This window comes from Kribbella aluminosa (genome assembly GCF_017876295.1).
GTDB classification, from domain to species: Bacteria; Actinomycetota; Actinomycetes; order Propionibacteriales; family Kribbellaceae; genus Kribbella; species Kribbella aluminosa.
Genome location: NZ_JAGINT010000001.1, coordinates 97417 through 121041 on the forward strand (window position 1 = coordinate 97417; position 23625 = coordinate 121041).

At 62.4% G+C, this 23625-nt stretch carries 15 protein-coding genes; 8 read left to right on the plus strand and 7 right to left on the minus strand.

Annotated features, from left to right (window positions below):
* The first annotated feature begins 28 nt into the window (after nucleotides 1-28).
* The 6 genes from JOF29_RS00575 to JOF29_RS00600 all read left to right on the plus strand — a co-directional run bounded on the left by JOF29_RS00575 (nucleotide 29) and on the right by JOF29_RS00600 (nucleotide 8549).
* The gene (locus JOF29_RS00575) at nucleotides 29-1276 is read left to right on the plus strand and encodes a GGDEF domain-containing protein (protein WP_209692261.1); all 1248 of its coding nucleotides are present in this window, start codon (nucleotides 29-31) and stop codon (nucleotides 1274-1276) included.
* A gap of 127 nt (nucleotides 1277-1403) precedes the next feature.
* Complete coding sequence (locus tag JOF29_RS00580) at nucleotides 1404-3683, plus strand: sigma factor-like helix-turn-helix DNA-binding protein (RefSeq protein WP_209692262.1); 2280 nt, start codon at nucleotides 1404-1406, stop codon at nucleotides 3681-3683.
* Nucleotides 3680-5815: a DEAD/DEAH box helicase family protein gene (locus JOF29_RS45090; protein WP_209692263.1), complete on the plus strand. Its 2136-nt coding sequence runs from the start codon at nucleotides 3680-3682 to the stop codon at nucleotides 5813-5815. Before JOF29_RS00580 ends, JOF29_RS45090 begins: the two co-directional genes overlap by 4 nt.
* A gap of 41 nt (nucleotides 5816-5856) precedes the next feature.
* Nucleotides 5857-6018 (plus strand): hypothetical protein, encoded by a 162-nt coding sequence (locus JOF29_RS00590; protein ID WP_209692264.1) that lies wholly within the window; start codon nucleotides 5857-5859, stop codon nucleotides 6016-6018.
* The gene (locus JOF29_RS00595; protein WP_209692265.1) at nucleotides 6015-7445 is read left to right on the plus strand and encodes an AAA family ATPase; all 1431 of its coding nucleotides are present in this window, start codon (nucleotides 6015-6017) and stop codon (nucleotides 7443-7445) included. The genes JOF29_RS00590 and JOF29_RS00595 overlap by 4 nt, the downstream gene beginning before the upstream one ends.
* Nucleotides 7446-8075: 630 nt before the next feature.
* Nucleotides 8076-8549, plus strand: a complete 474-nt coding sequence (locus JOF29_RS00600) for a DNA phosphorothioation-associated protein 4 (protein ID WP_307863084.1) — start codon at nucleotides 8076-8078, stop codon at nucleotides 8547-8549.
* A 25-nt stretch (nucleotides 8550-8574) separates the two neighbouring features.
* Here the strand turns inward: JOF29_RS00600 and JOF29_RS00605 are convergent, their stop codons facing one another.
* Genes JOF29_RS00605 through dndB form a run of 5 tightly spaced genes read right to left on the minus strand, consistent with a single transcriptional unit; the run spans nucleotide 8575 to nucleotide 15137 of the window.
* Complete coding sequence (locus tag JOF29_RS00605) at nucleotides 8575-10017, minus strand: DNA phosphorothioation-associated putative methyltransferase (RefSeq protein WP_307863085.1); 1443 nt, start codon at nucleotides 10015-10017, stop codon at nucleotides 8575-8577.
* Nucleotides 10017-10406, minus strand: coding sequence for a DNA sulfur modification protein DndE (gene dndE, locus JOF29_RS00610; protein ID WP_209692268.1), 390 nt, complete (start codon nucleotides 10404-10406; stop codon nucleotides 10017-10019). The genes JOF29_RS00605 and dndE overlap by 1 nt, the downstream gene beginning before the upstream one ends.
* The gene (gene dndD, locus JOF29_RS00615) at nucleotides 10406-12385 is read right to left on the minus strand and encodes a DNA sulfur modification protein DndD (RefSeq protein ID WP_209692269.1); all 1980 of its coding nucleotides are present in this window, start codon (nucleotides 12383-12385) and stop codon (nucleotides 10406-10408) included. The genes dndE and dndD overlap by 1 nt, the downstream gene beginning before the upstream one ends.
* Nucleotides 12382-13920, minus strand: a complete 1539-nt coding sequence (dndC, locus tag JOF29_RS00620; RefSeq protein WP_209692270.1) for a DNA phosphorothioation system sulfurtransferase DndC — start codon at nucleotides 13918-13920, stop codon at nucleotides 12382-12384. The genes dndD and dndC overlap by 4 nt, the downstream gene beginning before the upstream one ends.
* Nucleotides 13917-15137, minus strand: coding sequence for a DNA sulfur modification protein DndB (dndB, locus tag JOF29_RS00625; protein ID WP_209692271.1), 1221 nt, complete (start codon nucleotides 15135-15137; stop codon nucleotides 13917-13919). The genes dndC and dndB overlap by 4 nt, the downstream gene beginning before the upstream one ends.
* A 44-nt stretch (nucleotides 15138-15181) precedes the next feature.
* Between dndB and dndA the strand changes: the two genes are divergently transcribed.
* Both dndA and JOF29_RS00635 read left to right on the plus strand, forming a co-directional pair.
* The gene (dndA, locus tag JOF29_RS00630; protein ID WP_209692272.1) at nucleotides 15182-16369 is read left to right on the plus strand and encodes a cysteine desulfurase DndA; all 1188 of its coding nucleotides are present in this window, start codon (nucleotides 15182-15184) and stop codon (nucleotides 16367-16369) included.
* A 1091-nt stretch (nucleotides 16370-17460) separates the two neighbouring features.
* Nucleotides 17461-17937: a hypothetical protein gene (locus tag JOF29_RS00635; RefSeq protein ID WP_209692273.1), complete on the plus strand. Its 477-nt coding sequence runs from the start codon at nucleotides 17461-17463 to the stop codon at nucleotides 17935-17937.
* A 69-nt stretch (nucleotides 17938-18006) separates the two neighbouring features.
* On the opposite strand, the gene JOF29_RS00640 is transcribed toward JOF29_RS00635, so the two are convergent.
* The gene (locus JOF29_RS00640; protein ID WP_209692274.1) at nucleotides 18007-21285 is read right to left on the minus strand and encodes a hypothetical protein; all 3279 of its coding nucleotides are present in this window, start codon (nucleotides 21283-21285) and stop codon (nucleotides 18007-18009) included.
* A 26-nt stretch (nucleotides 21286-21311) separates the two neighbouring features.
* The gene (locus JOF29_RS00645; RefSeq protein WP_209692275.1) at nucleotides 21312-23600 is read right to left on the minus strand and encodes a hypothetical protein; all 2289 of its coding nucleotides are present in this window, start codon (nucleotides 23598-23600) and stop codon (nucleotides 21312-21314) included.
* Nucleotides 23601-23625: the final 25 nt, after the last annotated feature.

Consider the following 23625-nt stretch of genomic DNA (forward strand, 5'->3'; position numbering starts at 1 on the left):
AGGCCTGCCGTACGTGAACTTGAAGGGCATGTGGACCTTCGCCGCGGTGCTGTTGTTGCCGCCTCCACTGGCGTTCGCGCTAATCGTGTCGACCTACCTGCACTCATGGCTGCGGCTGAACCGGGTCCGGGCCTACCGACTCGTGTTCACCACCGCCACCGTCGTCCTCGGCTCGGCGGCCGCGGCGCTGGTACTGCAGGCGCTGTCGCCCGATGGCTACCCTGGCTTTCCCTCAGGCCCGCTCGGGCTGATCGTGCTCGTGCTGGCCGGGCTGGCGTACTGGTTCGTCAACTACGGCCTGGTCATCGGCGCGGTCCTGCTGTCCAGCCCAGAAACCACCGCCCGCCAGATGGTCGGCCGGCTCAACGACCACTTCGTCGGCCTCGGCTCGCTCGGCCTCGGCGCGGCAACCACGGTCGTGCTGCTGCATCAACCTTGGGCGATCCCCATCCTGCTCGCCCCTCTGCTCGGCCTGCACCAAGGGCTGCTGGCCGGCCAGTTCCAGACCGCCGCCCGCACCGACGCCAAGACCGGGCTGGTTAACGCGGTGTTCTGGCACGAAATGGCCGGAAAAGAACTCGAGCGGGCCACCAGCACCAACTCAGCGCTCAGCGTGCTCTACGTCGACCTGGACCACTTCAAACCGATCAACGACACCCACGGCCACGACGCCGGCGACCAGGTCCTGCAAGAAGTCGCCGCCGAGCTGCAGCGGGCCACCCGTGCCGACGACATCGTCGGGCGCCTCGGCGGCGAAGAGTTCGCCGTCCTGCTACCCAGCACGAACCCGTCCGATGCCGCCGAAATCGCCGAGCGCGTCCGCCGCCGCATCGCGAGCCTGTGTATCACTGTCCCTGGCAAGAATGGTCAGAGTGCGGTGATCGACAATCTGACCTGCTCGGTCGGTGTTGCGACGTTCCCCGACGCCGCGGATACCTTGCAGCTGCTGGTGAAGGCGGCCGACAAGGCGCAGTACGCCGCAAAGGATGCCGGCCGAAACCAGGTCGTCGTCGCCCCCATCGCCGCGCCACCGCATCCCGCCGCTTCCCCGGGAGGACCAGGCACTGTTGGTCGTCGACAAGGTCGACCAGGTGTTCATTGTGACTGCGGCGTCGACGAACACCACTGCCATGGTGTAGCGCGGCGTGGAAACACAGGACCTGAAGAAGGCCAGCCCAATCGTGCCGAGAGCCTCTCGTCTTCAGCGGACAGTCTCCGTGCCGAGGCGGACGTCCGTGCGGATATCGGCAACTTGTCATCACCCGACCCTGGGTAGAGACTCCACCTACAGCCCGTATTCGAACGAGTCGATCACCGTCTGCTTGCGCAACTATCCGGGGTGTGTGAGCGCTATAACGAGCAGAGCACCGATTTTGTCGGAGCAGGGGTGTAGACACATCACCGTGAAGAAGGGGGAAACGGTGACCGATGATTCAGCCGAGGGCGCAGCCATCAGCTGGCTAGAGGCGTTCCCGTGGGTGCAGGCCGCCGCTGGGAGCGATGTGTCGCTCGAGGACGATGGCCACCCTTGGTGGGAGGCTGCCATCGCCGAGTCGGAGCCAGCGGACCAGACGAGACTCGGCCAGATTTCTAGCCTGGCGCTGGAACGTTTAACCCGGTGGACGATCGGTCAGATCTTTCCGGGTCTGCCATCCGACGAGGAACTGCCTAGGATTTTGACTAGTACAAGGGCTCGCAACGCGGCGAGTCGACAGGGATACAAGACGAGCGGCGACTTGCTCCCGCTCGAGCTCGGTGACATCCTGCGGTGGCCACAGATCGGTGTCGGGACCGTCGACTCTATGTTGCAGTCGCTTGCAAGCATCGCGGTGCACCACCGGTCCGTGTCCACCCCTCATGCGAAGGACGCGGGCGAGAAGTCGGGTCCAACCCCCGTGGCGAGTCACCCGTTGCAGACTGATCTCTTTGCCGACCTTGTCGACCAAGGACAGCGAAGTGAGCACCTGAGGGACCCGGTTACCGACGACCTCCGAATGATCGCCAGCTGGTACGTATCGATGGGGATTCAAGATGCCCGGCTTGTCGCGGATGAGCTGCCAGCATGGGCACCCGCAGACGTTATCAAGGCCAAAGAGCGCATCTGTCTGCTTGGAAGCGAGGCCGTTCTTGATGCGGCTGAACTTGATCTGACAGCGGCGATGCTGCTCCAGGACCAGATTGCTACGTTGGGCGAGCGTACTCAATTCGTCCTGGCTCACCGGTTCTTCGCCGATCAGCCCAAGACTCTCGACGAACTCGGTCAGTTGTTAGGAGTCACCCGAGAACGAGTGCGCCAGATCGAGGCGAAGGCGCGTGCCGTCATGGTCGGCTTCCTCGATTCGGCGCCGCTCGCAGATATCGCCGCGACTGTTCGAGAAGTTGTCAGCACCGTCCTGCCTCTCGACGAGCTCATCCGTGTGATCCCGGCGCTCGGGCAACAAGTTGATGCGGTTGCGCAGCCGGCCTGGCGTGTTCTGGATCGCCTCGACGACCAGTACGAGATCGAAGACGGCTGGTGCGCTGTGCCCACTATCGGTAGTGCCGTCGCCCCGACGGTCACAGCGTTGGAAGAGGTAGCCAACCTGCACGGCGTCGCGAGCCTCGACGACATCCCAGTTCTCAACCCGAACCTGCCGGATGACGTCAGCCAGGATGGTCTGCGTGCTTGGTTGGTCTACTGCGGTTGCGCTGTTGTCGGGGACTACGTCCTCGTCCGTCTCCAGAAGCTGGCGGACCGTGCCGCGGCGATCTTGTCGATTGCTGCCTCGCCCATGTCGTCCGAAGAGATGCATAACCGCCTGGGAGGCGACCGCAGTCTGAACTCCTTGAAGAATGCCCTCGCTTCCGATGACCGGTTCAAACGGGTAGACCGTGACAGCTGGGCACTCTCTGAATGGGAAATGGATACATACGAAGGTGTACGGGCATTGATTCGGCAAGAGGTTGCTCGCTCCGGCGGACGACTAACGCTGGAAGTACTGATCGAGCGCATCACCGGGCAGTACACGGTGACAGCGAGCAGTGTTACTTCGTACGCAAGCGCGCTTCCGTTCGAGGTCAAGAACGGCATCGTGCAACTTGCAGTGAGCGGCCGACAGGTGAAGAAGTCGCCTGAGCGAACACGACGGCTCTACCGTCGTCCCACCGAATGGCTCTACCGAGTCCACATCACGCAGGAGCATGCACGTGGCAGCGGATCGGTGGCCCCGATCGCGATCGCGACGATCCTCGACCTTGAGCACGGATCGACTAACTATCTCCCGTCTCAGCCCGGTCAGCAGACCGTCAGCTGGGTCGGGGCCCAGCCCACGTTCGGTTCGATCCGACGCCTGCTTGTGGCACAGGACATAGAGATCGACACCGACGTATTCATGGTTCTCGGTAACGACGGGACCTTCCGAATCGAGCAGATCGACGTGACGGCCGATGACTCGCTGCTGAAGGCATTGGCGTTGACAGGGTGCTCTATGGGCACCGCTGATGATCCACGGGTGGCGCTAGCGCGAGCGATTGGACTACCAGACGAGTCACCAGCAGCCAGCGTGATCGGGGGTTACCGCGAGCGCGGTGACACAGACATCGCCGATCTGCTCATTCAGGTCCGCAGCCGCCTGGACGCCGGCGACTTACCCGAGCGACCAACTCACGACGCCGCAGTCGACGAGATTCTGGATCTGTTGTGACGACGAATCAACCTGGTCTTCGTTCACTATCGCTCGCTGATCGCTACCGCAGCGACAAAGAGGACGTCGTAGCGACGTTCTACCGGCCATCGTTCACCGTCGCGACTCGCTACAGCCGCGCAGTCGGCTACTTCACCTCGACGAGTCTGGCGTTGTTTGCCCGTGGCATCGAGGCGTTCAGCGCACGAGGTGGGGTGATGCGATTGGTGGCATCGCCTCACTTCAACGAGGACGACTTGATCGACATCGAGCGTGGGTATGACGTCCGTGCCGTCGTCGAGCGGGCAACCTTACGAGAGCTGGACAGCGAACAGCGGGAGACCGTACTGGACGGCTTGGGATTGGTGGGACGCCTGGTTGCCGAAGGCGCTCTAGATATCAAGCTGGCCTTCGTCCAGCAGGACGACTGGATTGGGATCTATCACGAGAAGATCGGCATCTTTCGAGATGACGACGGCGATCTTGTCGCCTTCACAGGTAGCAGCAACGAGACCTTCGGCGGCCTCGTGGCCAACTTCGAGTCAATCGAGGTCTACCGCGGATGGGAGGCTGTCGACGGTAGACGAGCACTCCGGCTCGAAGAGGATTTTGAGGCCCTCTGGTCGGATAAGACGACGCGCCTCAGCGTCGTGCCGTTCCCAGAGGTAGCCCGCGACCGGCTGATCAGCCTGGGTAATGAACGTGGGGAACGAACCCTACCGCCACGCGACGACGCCCTACGCCCACCTGTCGTTGTGACCGATGGCCCTGCACGGCTAGCCGTCCCTAGCAACATAACGGTGCGGGGCTATCAGCGCGACGCCGTGGAGGCGTGGCTTCGGCAGCAAGGGCGCGGCATGCTCAAGATGGCCACAGGTACAGGCAAGACCAAAACTGCACTGATCGCCGCGACACAGCTTGCGAATGTACTCCGGCAGCGGGAGCAGCCACTCGTTCTACTGGTTCTCGCGCCCCTACAGCACCTGGTCGATCAGTGGATCACCGAGGTCGAGGAATTTGGCGTCCGGCCGGTAGCCGTCTACGAGTCGAGTCAGAAGTGGCTGCCGGTCGTCGAAGACCAGCTCAACGAAGCACGCCTAGGCCAACGTCCCGTCGTCGTCATCGTCGCCACCAACGCCTCCTACATCGGCGACAAGTTCCAGTCGGTCCTCTCACGAATCACTCAACCTCTACTTGTTGTCGCTGACGAGGCCCATAACCTTGGCTCATCGACCTACCGTGCGGCTTTGCCACAGAATGCGACCTACAGACTGGCGCTCTCAGCGACACCGGAGCGTTGGTTCGACGAAGATGGTACGGACGCTCTCATCGACTACTTCGGTCCGATCGCCTTCGAGCTAGGCCTTGGCAAAGCCATAGAGATGGGCGCCCTGACGCGATACCTGTACATGCCGCGCCTCGTCGAACTGAATGCAATCGAGACAAGCCTGTATTCAGATCTGACCACTGAGATCGCGAAGCGCATCACTGCGGGCGACGACCTCAAGGCCGCCGACCCATCGTCGCCTCTCGGATTCCTGCTCCGGCAGCGGGCAGGCGTTCTCGGGCATGCCGAGGGAAAGTTGGCAGCGCTGAGAGCCGATCTGGCACGCCGCTCCGATGCCTGGTTCCAACTTGTTTATTGCGCTGAAGGCCGGCGACCAACTGAGGCTGGCCAGCCACCTGGGCCGAACCAACTTCGGGACGCGATGCACCTGGTCGGCAACGAGCTGCACCTGGCGGCTCACTCGTACATCTCAGAGACAGCGCGCGCCGAGCGCAAGGTTCTGCTTCGACGTTTTGGTTCCGGTACCGATCTTCAAGTATTGGTCGCCATGCGGTGCCTCGACGAGGGAGTGGACATTCCGGACGCCCGCACGGGATATCTACTTGCCAGCAGCTCCAATCCTCGTCAGTTCATCCAGCGCCGAGGCCGGCTGCTACGCCGAGCTGAAGGTAAAGACCGTGCCGAGATCTTCGACTACCTCGCTGTTCCACCTGCAGGGGCTCCGCTCAACTTTGAGGTCGAGCGAAACCTCCTCATTCGGGAACTCGAACGGGCCAACGAGTTCGCCAAGCTGTCTGAGAACTATGAGACCACGCTAGAAGTGCTGCGACCGCTCAAGGAGCGCTACCAACTCATGGATATGTAGGAGCGGTCTGTGCAAACCATCACGTCAACGGAGGACGGCAAGTGACCGAAGGTCGCACCGAGAAGCAGGTGCTCGAAGAGTTGGGTGCCGAGGAACGCGCGCTTCTCAAACGCGTGCTCGAGATCGAACGGGCAAAGCTGCATCTGATCAACCACGAGCCAATAGACGAGTTGCTCGCTGCCGTGAAGGAGATTCTTCCATGAGACTGCAGTCGATCACGCTCACCAACTTCCGTCAGTTCGCAGGCGAGCAGACCTTCAACCTGGCATCGGACTCCTCCAGGCCGGTTTCCCTGCTATTTGGGGCCAACGGCGCCGGTAAGACCACCTTCCTCAACGCGTTTACCTGGGCACTCTACGAAACGATGTCGGACGACGTTGAGCAGCAGGACCGCATGATCACCGATGGCGTCTGGCGAGCGCTCCCGCTCGGCGACTCCTGCGAGGTCGCGGTCGAGTTGCGGTTCGACCACGAAGGACAGGACTATCGCGTGCTCCGAAGCGCGAGCCTTCGTAAGGACTCGGATCAGCAAGGCCCGATCTCCCCCGCCGTTCAGCTGTGGACTACGAAGCCAGATGGTTCCTCGGAGATCGTGGGAGCACCGCAGGAGACGATCCATGTCATCCTTCCTCGCGGCGTAAGTCGATCGTTCTTCTTCAACGGCGAGCGCATAGAGAATCTTGTCAAGAAGGGCGCCTACGCTGAGGTTAAGCAGGACATCAAGGTGCTCCTGGCTCTGGAGCAGGTCGAACGGGCCATCGATCACCTACCAAGTGTTGACACAAAGCTGACCGCGGTCCTCCGCAAGCATGGTGGTGATAAGGCCAGCGGGATCCAGGAGGCGATCGACGCCCTACGAGAGCGAGAGACTGCCGGCCAAGAGGAACTGAAGGTCCTCGAGGGTGACCTAGCCATCCTGATAGAAAACCGTGAGAGTGTCACCGATCTGCTCCGCCAGCACGCCGAGTCAGCTCCCATCCAGGCAGAGCGTGATGCCGTAGGTGGCGAACTGCAAGACGCCCTCGCGGCACGAGATGCCGCGATGGCTGAACGTGCGTACCTTGTGGCTACCCGTGGATTTCAGGCGTTCACCGACACACTGACCGAGTCCACAGCTGCGATTGCTGAGGGCCTTTATCAGAAGGGCGCCCTCCCAGCCCCGCTCAAGCGTGAGTTTGTTGATCAGCTCCTTGAGGAAGGCTCCTGCATCTGTGGCACTCCACTGAAGGAGCACACGGCCGCCTGGGATCATGTCAAGGATTGGCGTCAACGCGCCGGACTACAAGCGGTGGAAACTGCATGGCAGCAGTTGAGCGGTCAGCTTGCCCCGCTATCGGCTGCACGCAATGAGTTGGGGGATTCGCTCGTCGCGCTGATGAAGCGGATCGGCACTGAACGCGATCGGGTAACACGGCTCGAAGAGCGCAAGTCTGAGTTGGACGGCAAGCTGCACCTGCTGGGCAGCCGCATGGAGGATGTGAAAGGCCCTGGAGACCCAACGCATGGATCTCAACAATCGGGTCGGGATCAAGCAACAGCGCATCGGCGCAGTGAGAGCGGACCTCCAGACACTCGCGAAAGATGTCGAGCAGAAGAACAAGGAACGCTCGCAGGCGGAAGTAACAGATGAGCTCGCCGCGAAGGCCCGTTCCCGCTCAGACCTCGTGCAGTCAGTCAAGCGGGCGCTGCAAGAGATCCTTGCGATCCGTGAGGAGGACATACGGCGGCGGCTCGATGCAGAACTTAAGGCGGTGTTCAAAAGCATCACGCACCAGAACCAGGTTCCGACGCTCAGCGAGGACTTTGAGCTGACCCTTCACAAGGATGTGAACGGAGTTCAGTTACCAGTACCGAAGTCGACGGGGGAGAACCAGATTCTCAGCCTGAGTTTCGTTGCCGCAGTGTCTAAGCTCGCTCGCGAGATTCGCCAGGAGCGTCGTGCGGAAGGCGACTCGGCAGAGGATGCTGGCACGTATCCGATCGTGATGGATGCCGCCTTCGGATCTCTCGACCAGGACTATCAGGAAGCGGTGTCCCGAGCCCTGGCCAACATGGCACCACAGCTGGTCGTGCTGGTCAGCAAGAGCCAAGGGCTTGGCAAGGTTGTGACCCAGCTGATGCCCTTCGTCAGCAATCTCGGCGTCATCGAGACGCATACCACCAACACTGGCAGCGTTTCCGACGACATCGTGTTGAAGGGGACGTCCTACCCATACATCTGCGCCGCCGAATCCGACTATTCTCAGTTGAAGGTGATCCTGTGACGACGGCACCCTCCGACGTACGTGTACGGCGGCCGCATCAGCACGAAAGACTGATGCAAGAGCTTCAGGAGGACGGGGGCTTTCCAACCTTCCGGGACGTCTTGCTCTTTGCTGCCGCGGTTGGCTATCGCCAGGAACGCCGCGTGCCATTCACTACTGCGGCTGGTGACCCGATCCGCTACGACACCCTCACCCACCCTGCCTTCGGTGAGGCGCTGGTCGGCATGATCGCGGCAAATGTCGTGGCAGAGGATCCTGAGATCATGGACGCCGTGCGGCTGGAGGAACGAATCAAGATCTTCGAGGAGTATGCGAACGGCGGCCTCGAGTTTCTCCAGGAGCAGGTGAACGTGCGGCACAAGCCAGCCAGCGCAATCGTGATCGATCTCGTTGCTGAGGCATTTACAGAGAGCGGTGGCGCTCGGCCAGTGTCGGTCGACGAGCTCTTGAAGGGCGTTACTTGGGGCTAGCCGCCCGCCCCCGTGAAGGTCGGGCCTAGATTCGCTTGAGGCGATGACCTTGGACCGTGACGCCGGCATTCGCCAGCGTGCGCTGCCAGCCCGCAAGGGTCCCAATGGAGCTGGGCTGTTCGTACAGCCCAGCTCGCACCTCAGCTCGCGTCAACCGTTCATACAGAGTCCTTCGGGTGTCGTCTGGACCGATAAACTCCTCTTTCCGATGGAGCAACGGCGGGTTCTCGGACCTGCTGTAGTCCCGCCAGCCGACCGTCAGCTTCTTTAGATTCACCGTCACGGCCGTCTCCAGCGTTGGATGGGCGTCGCGATCGAAGCGCGGATAGGTCAAGTAGGACACCTGAGAATCAGTCACCGAGAGCTTGATCAAGTTCGCTTGCTCGATAGTGCCGCACAGCACTCTGGCGCAGCCTTCGTAGACCTGTAGAAGCGGTGGCAACTGCGCCAAAGCCGAGCGGTGCACGTACAGGGATGTAGGTGTCTGTTTGCCTACGGATGATCCGCGGGCTGAGAGGTAGATCATCGTCTGGTCGCCGGCGCCGTACAGCAGCCGATCTGCTTGAAGGCATGCTTCGCGATAGGTGCTGAAATGTGCCTTGATGTCCCGAGCCAGCGTGGGACCGAGTTGAGTGAATCGGGGGCGGCGTCCGAAGCGGGACAGCGCGACATAGATGAGCAGCTCGGCGCGTCTCTGGCGACGTACCTGCTCCCAGTAGTCGGCGTCGGTGACCTGCCTGATGAGTTGGGTCGCTCGCCCGATCGTGCCGAGAGCCTCGATCACCAGTCTCTCGTCATCCGGGGACAGTTCTCCCTGGCGGGGCGGTCGCCCGTGCCCTGACAAGAAGGTCATGAGCGGCGTCAGCATGTTGGAGTACTTCTCGTACATCTGGTGCGGATCGACTCGCATACGCGGGCGGTAGCTGTACACGCGCTGCGCCAGGAACTGCTGTTCGTCCGCCGCGTCTCGAAAGACGTAGAAGATGCCAGGAGCTGCTGCCACCGGCTCGACCTCTAGGACCTGACGGATCCAGTCAGCCAGTTCGGACTGCTGAAAGAACTTCTGGAACGTGCCGGTCCTCGTGACGAGCCCATCCCCCATCGGGATGCCGACCAGGTCCCGTGATTCCCACACAAGACGTGCGGATACGACTAGTAGTCGCCTCGCCAGATCCCATGCAGATCTGAGGGTATTGGCACGTTCGATGGGATCCTCGATCACGTTGACGACGTATCCGAGGTTGACCACGTCAGCTGGTCGCCGCTCGACGTTCGGCCGGTGAGCGGGGTCCCATCCGTCGGCGTGAAAGCCGAGGGCACTCAGGCTACGGACGTCACCACCACGGCCGCAGCCGTAGTCGAAGACTGTCATCGACTCTGCTACGAGTTGGTCCGCGAGCGCCGTCGCGATGGGGCGGGAGATGGCACTCCGAGACATCGCCGTCCGGTGCCGCGGAACCACGTGCACTATGCCACCGATTCGTCCAGGGCAAGGCGCGTAAGCCCGACTATGTCAGTCACCCGAGGATCTCCAACAAGGTAACCAACGCCGCGGTGTAGGTGTAGGCGGAACTGCTGGGCGAGCGTCTCCTCGTCGAGTTCCAGACCGTCTGCGTGGCAGCGGTATCGCAGAAGTGCCCAGAGCTCGTCGCCATGGTTTCCCGCGAACACCCGCCATGTCATCTCAACGTTGCTGTCGAGGACGAGCTTCACTGTCGGCGGTTTGGCCGGCTCCACCAAAGACCGGCAGAGCGCCCACCGACAAAGAACGTTCCAATGGGCGATTCCCGTGCGCCGCTTCAGCGTGATGAGCTGATCACGCGCCGACTGAGTCAGCCGGATGTGTTCGAGTGGCATCAGTTGTCACCCTCCCAGAAGTAGCCAGGCACAACCGTGGTGCCGTTGGTCGAGCTATCGAACACCAGCCGGTACGAGCGTCCGATGTGGGGATGTAGCTGCTTGTACGACTCCGCGTCGATCTCGGTGTCAGTCGACAGTAGGAGAACCTGATGGCTGGCGTGGGGAAAGTACCGGCTGAGGAGATGCTCGCGGTGTGTCCGATCAAGCCGGCCAAGCGGGGTATCGACAACAACCGGGAGTGGCTGCCCCGCGGCGCGAGCAAGGCCCCACAGCAGCGCGACTGCAAGCAGTTGCCGCTCGCCCGCCGACAACTGTTCGGCGTGAATCTGACTGCCGTCAGGACGCGCCAGCTCGACTGAGTATGTTTCGGGGTCGATCGACACGGCGCTGATCAAGGCATCCTTGCGCATGAGCCGCTTGAGCGCTTCCAGGATCAGCTCGCTGATACGCGTCAAATGCCGGCGAGTTGCCGCTGTCCGCAGCTTCTCCAGAGTCTCCCGAACTCGGTCAGCGTGATCAACGATCCGTCGACCATCATCCGCCTCGAGGTTTGCATGCGCTGCCTTATTCAGTGCTGAGTCGTGAGCTGCGTCTGCCCGCCCGCGCTCATTGCGGATAGACGCGTGCAGTTCGTCAGCATGAGCCACTGCGGCCTGAGCCCGGATCAGATCATCCGATGCCTCATCGCGCTGCTTGACAAGCGGCGCCAACCTTTCGGGATCAGGCATTGCGACAAGCAGCCGGTCTGCCTGGTCGAGCTCGATCCGTAACGCGTCCCGTCGCAGTACGAGAGCTCGGAGGCGTCGCTCGACTGTCGGCAGCGCTGTTGTGAGCGCCTCGAACGGCGCGGCGTCGCCGACGCCAGTGATTGCTACCTCGTCCGCGGACTGCTGCCGAACCTGCCGGTCTTCGAGCAGGAAGCTTTCCAGGGATGCGATGAGAGCCGCACGAGTTTTCCCCTCACGCAGCTTCGCAAGGATGGTGTCATCCCGCTCAGACATCACGTCGATCGCGACTCTGTTACGCGCAGCCGCCGCCTCGCGGCGCGCTTGATCAGCCAGTGCTGCCAGCTGTGATGACACCTGCAGCAGTGGTGCCAGGTCGCCGGCTTCATCCCGGAGCTCTTCTTCAAGCCGATCGAGCTCATTCCGGAGCGCCTTCACAGATGCTTCGGCACCATCGCGCTTTTGCAGGAGGTCTCCACCAGCTGACCGATACGCTTCGGTTGCTTCAAACAGCCTCTTCTCCGCGCGCTCAATATCGAGTCGCTTCGCGGCGAGAGCTGCAAAGGCGCTCTCCTCCGACTGTCGAAGGGCAGTCGCAACCCGCTGCTTCTCCTCGAGCTCGTGCCGCAGCTCGTCGGGCACCTGTTGCGATCGGTGACGACGGCGCAGCACAGCTAGGTCTGTCGTCAGCCGCTGGACCAGGTCGAGGCCGAGCAACGCGTCTAGGGCGGTGTGGACGACCTGGCGCGAGCGTTCGAGGTCAGCGAGCGCTTCGATCTGCTCGCCGTCGAAGAAGAACAGGCCAGCGATGCCTCGAGGCAGGAACGTCTCGACGTGCTCACTCCAAGTCGTGGTGAGAGCGGCGTCGTGTCGACCATCGACCAGCACATCGAGAATCTCGCGCATCGAAGCGCCACTGGCCATCCAGCTCCGACGAATCCTGTACTCCCGTGCCGAGCCTTGCTGGTACGCAGTGAATGCGAGCTCGACTCCAGCGCCCTCGGCGTGTGGCACACCATGATGAATCAATGCGCGGAGATAGTTGTCGTAGCTACCTGACCTACGCCCGGACACCGGGGCGAGCGAGCCGTAGAGCGCAAGAAGGATCGCTTCGAGGATCGTGGTCTTACCCGCGCCGTTCAAGCCACCGATGACAATCACGGGCTTCTTCGCAGATGCAGGCGTCAGGTTGAGCGTCTGCTTGCCGGCGAACGTGCCGAAGTTACGCAGGGTTAGTTCATCCAGGATCACGGTGCAACCTCTTGTACGGGCCTGACGTACCCGTCCGCGAGGTCGAGCGGATTAGGGTCAAGCGGATCAGGATCGTCGTCCTGCGACCGGTCGAGTGCCGCCTTGCGATGGTGGGCGCGATCAGTCGCATCGGCTTCGTCATCGTAGAAGCCACGGCGGAGTGCCTTCTCAAGGGACTCAAACAAGCCAGCCCGACGGGCCTGGGAGCGGTGTCGCTGCTCGATATCGAGCAGTTCGCGGACGAGCTCAAAGTGGAGACGGTCGCCACCCGTGATGTCACGCAGTACTTCGACCGTGTCAGGTCCAAGCGGGAGGTGTTCGTCCAAAGGACGTCCCGGGTACTTGCTGCCGATGGCGGCCTCGTAGATCTCGGGCAGACGATCCTCAAACTCGTGCTTGTCGACCACCCACATACGACGGATCTCTTCAAGCTCTTCCAGGGTGACCAGCTCAAGGGAACGAACGTAGTCCGGACCGTTCTCACGGATCCAGGCCTGCGCTGTCAGCAACTCACGGAGCCAGTGCTCGCGCGACTCCTGCGTGTACGGTCCATGGATCGGCCGGTCCTTGAAAAGTTGCACCGATCCGTTCATACGACGAAAGTCCCGCAGGTGCTTGTCGTCAGCCACATCAAGCTGGTTGCGCAGCTCCAGGAGCGGCAGCATCCACTCCTTCTCCTCGTCATTCTGGATCATGGCCGACATCGACTTGTCCTTGTCGACCAAGGTGCAGGTCCAGCATCCGAACCGGCTATCGCCACAGCTCGGTGTCGACGAATCGACCACCAGCGGGCACTCGCCATCGGCCGAGGCGCCCTGATACATCGTCAGCAGCTCCTTGTTGGAATAGCCCCAAGGGTTCTGACTCTGCATCAGGAAGGTCCAGACGTCATCGTTGGACCAGTTCTCGACGGGCGAGTAGACCAAGCAGTTCGGAAGCGCCTCGTTCGGGCTGAGGAGATCCCGGACTCGGCGAGACTCAAGAGCCGTCATGCGGGCCGACCGACCCGAGCTCTCAGCCTTGCGCGTACCGAGGACCAGAATCGCCTCGCCATGAGAGCGGACCATCTCGCGGATGAAGGTGTTGGAAGGCTTGATCTTGAGCCGCTCAGTGCACCAACGGAACTTGGGCCGCGGTGCCGGGTAGCCGCGACCGATGAGGTTTACCCAGAAGGTGTCAGCGACCGCCGGCGTTAGACGGTGCGGCGTGATGGGAAGCCCTTGCTTCTGCGCCGCCTCGCCAAGCACATCTAGCGAGTGGGTCACCCACGAGGCCACAACCGGGTTCTCAACCAGCGTGTCTGTGCTGATCACGTGAACCGGCTTCGTACGCTGGTCTGCCGGCAGCCCAGCCAAGGCGAGCCAAACGAGCTGCAAGACCGCCGTTGAGTCTTTGCCACCGGAATAGCCAACAACCCAAGGCACTCCATCGGCCAAGTACAGCTGCTGGGTTTGACTGACGAGGGCCTCGACCGTCCCAGCGAATCCGGCGTCATCGAAGGCTGACCGGACACGGATCGGTAGGTTGCGAGTCATTTTTCTCCTCGTCGGAATGCTTCATCAGCATGTTGTTCGTCGGATGGCAGCGGCATGCCGAGTGATGTCCGGATCGCTGCGGTTGTGAGCGTCAGGTTGGCGGCGGTCTTTGAGACCTTCCCGCCGAGGGTTGCTCGTCCCTCCCACAACTCTGTGTTTGCCCGGCGCCAGTCCAGGCCGGAGAGCTTTTTGAGCTTTCGGTTCCAGGTCGCAGGATCTTGCTTGCCCTGCAGCAGGCTGTTCCCGACTCTGCCGAGAGAATGCAGCACGATGCCGTGCGTGTGAATGAAGTCTCGGCGTACTTCGCCTGCGCTGACTTCGCCCGCGTGCACCTGGTGCCATTCAGGAAACTGCTCAGCGACCACGGACCAGTAGTTGCTGGCAACGTCCACCTTCTGTTCGAAGCTCAGCTTGTCCAGGCCATCGAGCAGGGCCTTCGTGGCTCCGTATAGAGCCGATAGAGTGAACAGCTTTCGAGACCGGGCTGCCAGGTTGTTGCTCTCAGTCTCGGTGAGGTCGGAGAACAGCGGCGATCGATGAACGACCAATCGGGCAATGGCGGACATCTCGTCACGGTGGTCATACAGGACGCTCAGAGACCGCGATGGCCGGATGGCGTATCGATTGAGGTCAGCGAACATCTGCTGGCAGCGTTTGAGACCAAGGTCGAGAAACATCACGATCGCGATGCTCTCGTCGCCGAGCTCCGGATTTTCACGGAGAGCATCTGTGATCCCAGCGCGACGGTGCTGTCCGTCGTTGATGACGAACTTCGCGGACATGGGGATCGTCAGTGCACCGACCCGTTCTCCCGCGCCGGTCGAAGGGTCAAACGGGGCGAACTCCACGTCGGCGTCAACGGATGCGGTGAGTGCAGAGAAGACGTAGCTGGTTGGGTTGTCGAGAAGGTACCGGCTAAGCTCGGGGACTCGGCTCCTGTTCAGGGTGCGCTGTGCGCGCATCTCGGCAGGCAACTCTTCTTCATCGAACATGAAGAGTCGTGGGATGAGCCGAAGTGGGCACATGGTCACGTAGTACTCGCGGCCGGCTTGGACGCCCCGGATAGCCGGGAACACGTACTCAAACGCGCCCATCTTTGCCCGTCTCTGATCCGCTGTAGCGGTCGTCTTCTTCGTCGCGCATGGCCTATGAAACAGCACGAGCTGTACGGAGTGCAAATCTTCTGTACGGATCTCGCGATCCGTACAGTCGTCCATGATCCTCCGTACATGTGTCCCACGGTACGCGTACCCTGTTTGCCATGACGGTAGTGACACCCACCGACAGTTCCCGCGCCCAAGAGGATGCTCGACCGGTCTATCTGGACTGCAATGCGACGAGCCCAATGGACCCACGAGTCCAGGCCGAGGTCCTTCGCTTCATGGCCGAGGAGTACGGCAACGCTGGCAGCCGCACTCATGGCTACGGCCAAATAGCCAAGGAACGGGTCATCCGCGCTCGTCAGCAGGTGGCCAACGTCGTCATTGCAAAGCCCGAAGAGGTCATCTTCACGAGCGGCGCCACCGAGAGCAACAACATGGCCTTGCTCGGCCTCGCTGCTTACGGAGAGCAGACGGGGCGTCGCCATATCGTGAGCACCACGATCGAACACAAAGCCGTGCTGGAGCCCCTTGAGGTACTAAGCAAGCGCGGTTTCGAGGTTACCTTGGTGCCGCCGACCTCAGGCGGCTGGGTCGACCCTCAAGAGGTCGTGAAAGCGATGCGCCCCGACACGCTTCTCGTCTCGGTCATGGCCGTCAACAACGAGACCGGCGTCATCCAGCCGCTAGATGAGATCGGTCGGCTCCTCGCGGATCATCAGGCTTACTTCCACGTCGACGGAGCGCAGGCCTACGGCAAGCTAATCGATCAGTTGCGCTCGGCAAGGATCGACCTGCTCAGCATCTCCGGTCACAAGGTCTACGCCCCAAAGGGCGTCGGCGCACTGATCACCCGGCGCAGAGGATACAAACGCGTTCCGTTGGAACCCCTCATGTATGGAGGCGGTCAGGAGCGTGGCCTGAGGCCAGGGACGCTGCCTGTGGCGCTGATCGCTGGTCTCGGACTTGCATCTGAGCTTGCTCAAGAGGAACACGCGAAACGAGCAGCACTTTGTGCGGCCTTCAAGGTCGAACTCGTCAGCGCGCTGACTCCGTTGAATGTCACTTACAACGGCGACCTCGATCGGACTGTTCCGTATGCCCTGAATTTCTCTGTCCCGGGCGTTGACTCTGAGGCCGCCATCGTGGCTCTGAAAGACGTCGTCGCGATCTCGAACGGTTCGGCCTGTACGTCTCAAAGCTACGAGCCCAGTCATGTGCTGACGACAATGGGCATGCCCGATGAGCAGACTGCCGGGGCACTCCGTGTGTCGTGGAGTCATCTCACTCCGTCTGTCGATTGGACTCAACTCGTCGGGCGGCTAGACAGATTGCGACCTGCGCGATAGGCAGCTAGTTCTGGGGAGCTGGCGGCCATCGCTGCACGGCATGGCGGGTTGGTCTGGTGAGGGCTGGATGCCTAACGATCTGTGCGCCACGAGACGTGCCCGGTGCACTTCACTGGCTCCTAGCCCGCAAGGCTCTTTGTGACCGCTGACGGCCGGTTGGCGGCGTGGCGTGCCGGGCACGCGTAGTCAGGATTGCCGAACAGCCGCCGCCCGTGCAACGGCAAGCAGTTAAGCCTGTGGACAAGGCCGGCTACGTCCAGTGGCGATACTGAGTCGATCAGTTGCCTATGGTGAAACCGCTGAGAGTTATCGCTAGAAGCTAGTACGTCGTACCACCAGCGGCCTTGTATCGGGCCACCGCCCGGTTCGCCTGACTTGGCGACTGCGACTCCACCGGACGTAGCAGCGCCTGCGCAAACCAGGCTTCTACCGACTCGGCGCGCCTCGGATCGGGTACGTAGACGACCCGCGCCGCCCACCCTCCCCCATTGGCCGGGCGCCACTCGTGGATCAGTCCCGGACACCACCGCTCGGACTCGCCCACCCGTGCGCGCACCCAGCAGTGGCGCAGCCGCTCGTCTGGCGGTGGCCCTGGAGGAGTGTAGACGCGACCGCGGGTCCCCATGGCTGCATAGTAGAACATGTGTTCGATCTGCTACTACTCGTGGATCTGCCGAACCGGAGCGTACGCCAGGCGCCGGCACACTGGCGGTCCGCTGAGCGGATCTGGGATCAGGTCAGCGAGAGCTTCTGAGTTCCAGCGGCGGATCTACTGTTCGTCCATGATCAAGGGTGTGAAGCCTCCGAGCGCCTCAGGTGACAGGCATGTCGTGCATACCGGCAGACCGTCCTCGACGCATGTCAGCAAGTCGTCGCGGCTGTGACCGGTGTGAAAATCGCCTGTGACTCGATCTCGAGCTGGCCACACACCGCAGTAGGGGAGTAAGTCGCCGGTACGGATGTACAAGTGATGGACAACGGTGGCGGACATGGGCCATATGGTGCCATCCCTGGTTGCTGGGGTGTTCACCTGGCAACGGGCTGCTTGGCCAGCCTGCTGTAACGCGCTGTAGCTACTAGAGACCTTGCTTGTGGAACAATGGGGCCTGAACAGCTGCGTGTCGCAGAGGCATGCGCCGCCGAGGGACGAGGGGGCCAACAACATGATCGTCAAGAGCATCCGACTCCGGAGACAGGGTCTCGTGATCCCGGCCGCCGCGGTCCTTGCGGCTCTTGCATTCGTGCTCACGGGCTGCAGCAACGGTTCTGACGGTCTGAGCGGCGAGTACTACGACAAGGATGGCCAGCTCGTGATCGACGCGAGCTCGGTTACCTACTACGAGTTCGGGTGCGACGACGCCAAGAAGGGCAACGCGGTCATCGACAGCGACCCGACCTCGTCCGGTGAGCTAAGCCAAGAAGGCGACCAGGTCATTTGGTCGAACGGCAAAGGCACCGGCAATGTGACTACGAGCAAGAGCGGTGACACCGTCGACATCGACGGGAAGCAGTACACCAAGATGGACAAGGACAAGGCGCTGCAGTCGTACCAGCCAATGTGCGGCTGATGGCGAGCTGGGGACAGCGGCCCCGACTAAGACGAATCCCTTGGAGCTTTGCTCCAAGGGATTCTTCAGTTACTCGTTCGACGAGTCCTGCCTCCTGTCCCGGCGCCTCGGTGTCTCCAAGGCGGGCCTCGCTGGCCGCGTCGGCTTGTCTTGCTGGGGTGGCTGCGGCGCTGGTGCGGCTTCCCGGGTACGGGGCGTTGGGTCGGGTTTTCTGGTTTGCTGCGGGGATGTACTGGCTGAGCGCTCGATACGTGGTGAGCGTGTGGGACGGGGGATGCGCGGCGACTCGCCCTTGCTGGGCATCGTCGTTGCTTTGCTGTTGCTCGGACCAGAGCCGTGTGGAGGCATGCTCGGGGGCCTGCCAGCGCCGTTCGGCCGGCCGTGGGCGTTGACCGCCGAGCTGTCGTTACTTCCGCCGTTGGGCCTGCTGATTTTCTGACCTGTCGACGGACCGGTCTGGCCAGGGGATCTGCGATGATTCCGGTTCTGTGGGCCGACGCCCAGATCTGTCAGGCCGCCTTGGTGAGTGACGGTTTCGGCGAGGTCGCGGTCTTTCTGTGAGCGATTGGGTCGCGTGCCTGGCTTGTTGTCGCTGGTCGCGATCGGTGAACCTGTGTCAGCCACGGATGAGTGGCTGTGGCCGGTCCTGCCGTTACCTGCACCGTCGGTGCCGTTGCGCGTATCAGCTCCACCGGCGATTCCGGTCCCTCCGGCACCGGCCACATCTGCCCCAACTGGCAACTCGCGGCCCGAAACCGGGCCGCCGCGGCCGCCTGGGCCTCTGGGGCCAGCAGGGTTACCTGCGGGTCCGCCGTCGCCGGGCGGGAGCATCGGTCCGGGCGAGCGGCCCTCGAGTTCGCCTGGACGACCGCCAGTAAGCTCGCCCCGCTGCTTGCCTGCTAGCGACAGGCCACCGTTGGTGCCGCCGGCATTCGTCGTCGCTGTGCCCGGCTGGCCGGTGTTGGTGGGCTTGTGAGGACCTGTCTTCGGTGGCTTGCCGCCCAGTTTGCCCATCATGCCGGAGGCCGCGGCCATGCCTGCCCCCGCGCCGAGGCCGTTGGCGATCGCGGGCATCAGACCGCCGTTGGTCTGCTTGGGCGGGGTGGTCGTGTCCAGGAACTTGTCGACCAGTTTGGTCACGGCCTCGTCGAGTGCCTTGAGGACCGTCTTGCGTACCCGCAAGAGGGTGAAGGTCACCCCGACGATGAGGATGATGGACACGACCGTCATCACGACCACGGCAATCGAGCCGAGCACCGGGTTGCTGAAGATGTTCGCGAAACCGCGGCCTGAGCCGGTCGGGTTGCTGCTGACCAGCTTCGCGATCGGGCCCTCGATGATTTGCGGAAGCGACACCAGGAGCTCCGAGACGAACTGGTAGAGGAACAGTGTGACCAGCACTTCGAGGATCATGGCAATCGAGTAGATGACGACCTTGGCGATGCCGGCCATCACACCCAGGGTGGCGAAAGGAACTGCCGCGACGGTGCCGAAGGTCCGGCGCAGAGCACCGGTGAGCATTCCGACGCCGTAGAAGATTCCGATGAGGGTGATCGAACTGAGCAGGGTGAAGGTGTTGGCCCAGTACATGAACGACGCCGGTCCGCTGCCGATCTGAGCCACCGAGGAGTGGAACGAGCGCGTGAAACCCGAGGTCACCTTGTTGGACGAGAAGATCGTCATCGAGTCCGTGTTGAACTCGGTGTTCAGGTAGTTGTAGGCGCTGAGCGGGGACAGGTTGCAGTCGGCCGGTTTGCCGTCGGTGTTCGGCTCGACGACCCTGAAGCCGCACCTCGTGTTGCCACTGGTCGAGGTGAACTCGGTGCTTGCGCCGTCGGTCTTGGCTGTCAGGCCGGATCCGCTCGTCGCGAGTAGCGGGTGTTCGTTGGGAGGCACGGGCTTGTTGCCGTCGCCGAAGTCCTGGGAGTCCTTGTAGCTCTTGCCGAGGAACCAGTCCTTCTTCAAGTCCCAGTCCACATCCTTCGGGTCGATCGCGGTCACCGACCCCTGGATGTTTGATTCGAAGTCCGACGCGTTCACCGTCTGGCCCTGGAGGTAGCGGCTGAGCATGCCCAGTGTGGCGAACACGGTGTTCTTGTCGGTGTCGTTGTCCTTCAGCCGCGGGGTGCTGTTGGCCCAGGCGCTGCCGGCGTCGCTGATCTTCTCGCCTGCGCTGATTCCGGGGAACTGCCCGGTCTGTGCGTTGATCGCGAGTGCGGAGTTCCGGGCCGAGAACACCGAGACGGGTTGGGCGTGGCCGGTGCTGGCGTCCCAGGTGATCGAGGCGTTCGCCGGCACCTGGAGGCGGTTCGTGTTCATCCATGCGTCGAAGTCGACGTAGGTGGAGAGCACGACTTTGGTCGGGCCCGAGCTCTGTGAGAGCAGGGAGTCGTCGAACTGGTTGAGGATCGAGGTGTACATCCCGCCGATGAGAGGAAGCCCGACGCCGATGAAGACGATGCGTACGGCAACCTTCTTGATGGCGCTACCGCGCTCCATCTTCTTGAAGAAGACGAGCCCGAGCAGCAGGAAGCCGATGAAGAGCGGCACCAGCACTCCCCACGACAGCGACACCAGTGCGCCGTACCACTGGGACACGAAGCTCGACAGGCCTGAGAGTGCGTCGGGTGTCGTGTTGACGCCTGACGATGTGGTGACCATGCCGTCGGCCCATGTCTTGTACGCCGGGGACACTGCCGCGATGCCGTCATGGAACCAGAGGAAGGGGTTCAGGAGCTTCAGGATCTGGATGAAGATCCAGAACAGCAATGAGACCCCCATAGCCAGTGCGTAGACCAGCCAGATCAGCGAGCCGCCGACCGCGTGGATCATCGGGTCGAAACCCGCGGACGACATCATGGCGTCGAAGCCGAGGTCGTGTGCGGCTGCTCCGAAGTGGGCGTAGTCCTTCATGCCGGAGGCTTGTGCGCTGTCGAGCGCGTCGTACTTGATCGTCTGTGACGAGCCCGAGATCGTTGAGAACAGCCATTTGACGAAGCCGTCATCGTCGGCGTAACCGAGCATCGAGCCGGCCTGGGCGGGGTTGGCGACAACAGTCTTCCAGGAGTTGCCTACTCCTTTGCCGCCGTTCTCAGGGGCGCTCTTCTCACTGAAGTACACACTTGCGTTCGAGGCGAGGTGGTAGAGGCTGTAGTCCTTCTGATCCTTGTTACTCGGGTCGTCGGCGTGCGCCATCGGTGCTACCGCGAGCACGATGAGCAACGCGAGCAGAGCCGCGAGCAGCCCGCCTGCGACGGTTCGCATCCAGGGCGGCTGCGCGTCGGCGCTGGCAAGGACTCGTGTGCGCAGTTGCGTGACGGCTGCCGTCGGCCTGATCTGTCGACTCATGGCGCCCTCCGGTCTTTGTCGTCTCGTCATCTCTGCCTGCGTTTCTGCAACCCGGGATCGGCGGGTTGGGTTCTCGGCCGCGATCCAGTACCGAGGAACTTCTTCCGCAGCCGCGCTGGTGGCGCACCGTCCTTCGGGGCCGTCGTGTCCTTCCCCGAGTCGTTGCCGCCGCCCGCTTGGGTGATGTTGGCGCCCGGGACCGGTTTGTCGGTCATGACGACGTCGAACCGGGCAGCGTCCGCAGCTTGTCGCGCGGCGCGCTGCATCGTGCGGCGCTGCTTCTCGCGGTTCGGGTTGATGCCCAGCGCCAGGTCCAGGTGGAACACGACGTTGGAGACCCCGCGCCGCAGGTAGCTCAGGTTCTCGCCCTTGCGGGTGATGAGCTGGGCCAGGTCGGGTGGGATCCGCTGGTGCAGCAGTTCCTGGTAGTCGGCCACGGTCCTGTCACGCATCGAGCCGAAGATCGTGTAGTCGGCGGCGTCGAACTTGTTGAACTTCACGCCGGCGAGCATCTTGTCTATGTCGTTGTAGCTGAACACGACCCGGCCGCCGCGCTGGTAGAGCTGCTCGAGCTGCATCTCGATGTATGCCGTGACGCGGTCGTCGATGTTCTCCGCGCCGTGGATCACGACCGTGTCACCGCGCTCGAGTTTGCCGACCGCGAATCCGACGATGTTGACGAGCTGCGCCATCGCGACGCCGCGGCCGCGACGCAGGAGCTTCGAGAAGTCGTAGATCACGCGCTTGGCGTCGCGGATACCGTCAACCGCGGCGGCTGTGTGGTTGTTGAACAGGTCACCGTTGTTGTCGAGCAGGTTCTTCGCGACGCTCTTGAGCACGTTGTACGCGCGCAGCTGGTCGGGGTCGTTCTTGTCGGAGTTCAGCAGGGCCTTGTGCTCGGTGTCCAGGTAGGAGACGAACATCTGCAGGCGCGGCACCTGCTCGTGCGGAATGCCCACGACGCGCAGGCGATGCCGCTGGGCCTTGGCATTTCGCACCCACATGCGCTGGTCGACGTAGAACTGTGTCGCTGTCTTCTCCAGTTCGTTGCGGATGATCGACCCGACACCGCCATCGGCAGATTCGTAGAGCTGCTCGAACATCAGCGCGAGCTTCTGCATCTGCGCCGCGAAGACCGGCAACTCGTCAGCCTCTTCACCAAACATCTCGAACATGTTCACGTCACCTGTGTTCAGGTCGACGCGAGACGTCAGGGCGTCGAAGCGTGGCCCCAGCCTGTCCAGTGCCGCGCCGTCGAGCACCAGGTGCACCACGCGGCCGTTGTTCAGCAGACACGACTGGGACAGCTTCGAGCACCACAGGTCGGAGATCTGTGCGCGGTTCAGATAGTCCGAGGTCGCACCGTCGGCGATGACCACGTGGTGGTCGTAGCCGTTGGAATCGAAGAGCACCGCCGAGTTGTTCACGTCGCCGACCATGTAGCCGACGTACTCGCCGCTGCGGTCGTTGAGGCCGTTCGTGACGAGCGAGTATGAGCCGGCGAACTCCGTGGAGGTGAAGTGGAAGCCGCGGCCGCGCTTCTTGTCGTTCTTCTTCAGCAGCCCGGACAGCTCCTGGCGCTGCTCGCCGGCGTACGCCGCGGCCTTGAGCGTCCCGAAACGGTCGATGTAGAGACGCGAGATCCGATCGATGCTGTCTTCCAGGATTGCCAGGTCTGGGGCTTTGAGCAGCAGCCGGTTCTGCACCGACAGGTATGCCGCCCCGTTCTGGATCTCGCTGATCGTGGCCTCGAGGTCGCCGGCGACCTTCCTCGCCTTGAGCTTCGAGGACGTCGTACCGCCGTCGGCCAGCTCACCTGCCTCCAGGTTGTCGAGCTTCTCGGACTGCTTCGTGTACTGGTCGATCCACTTGTCGGTCATCCGCGCGACCTGTTCGAGTACGACCGCGGTCACCCGTTCGTCGAGGCCATCGGGGATGCGCCCGATGCCCCAGAACGGGCCGAAGCTGTCGTGGGCGGCCATGTCGTGGAAGAACGCCAGGACGCAGCCGACCGAGGCGTCGACCTGGAAGTAGTCCGACCGGAAGAGGTACTTCTCCTTGGGCTTCAGCGCGAGCAGGTGTGGGTACGACTCGAACTTTCCCTCGAGACGCTTCGCCTCCTGGCGGCGCCGCCACCAGCCGAGCCTGGCCTCCGAGGCTTCCGGATCATCGGTCGCGCCGGCCGGATCCTGCGCGCTCGCCATGGATAGGGCAGTTGCCGGCGCGTCGGACGAGAATTCGTCGCTGAGCTCGGGACGCGCTTCATCCTTGTTCGGGGTCCCGAGTGAGGTTCGAAGCTTGGTGAGCAGTGCCATCGTCTCGTCTTCTCCTGCGTATGTG

Coding starts and splice junctions, on each gene's coding strand:
- JOF29_RS00575 (WP_209692261.1), top strand. CDS start 29: ATGTGGACCTTCGCCGCGGTGCTGTTGTTGCCGCCTCCACTGGCGTTC.
- dndC (WP_209692270.1), bottom strand. CDS start 13,920: ATGACTCGCAACCTACCGATCCGTGTCCGGTCAGCCTTCGATGACGCC.
- JOF29_RS00645 (WP_209692275.1), bottom strand. CDS start 23,600: ATGGCACTGCTCACCAAGCTTCGAACCTCACTCGGGACCCCGAACAAG.
- dndA (WP_209692272.1), top strand. CDS start 15,182: ATGACGGTAGTGACACCCACCGACAGTTCCCGCGCCCAAGAGGATGCT.
- dndE (WP_209692268.1), bottom strand. CDS start 10,406: ATGCCACTCGAACACATCCGGCTGACTCAGTCGGCGCGTGATCAGCTC.
- JOF29_RS00640 (WP_209692274.1), bottom strand. CDS start 21,285: ATGAGTCGACAGATCAGGCCGACGGCAGCCGTCACGCAACTGCGCACA.
- dndB (WP_209692271.1), bottom strand. CDS start 15,137: ATGGACGACTGTACGGATCGCGAGATCCGTACAGAAGATTTGCACTCC.
- JOF29_RS00595 (WP_209692265.1), top strand. CDS start 6,015: ATGAGACTGCAGTCGATCACGCTCACCAACTTCCGTCAGTTCGCAGGC.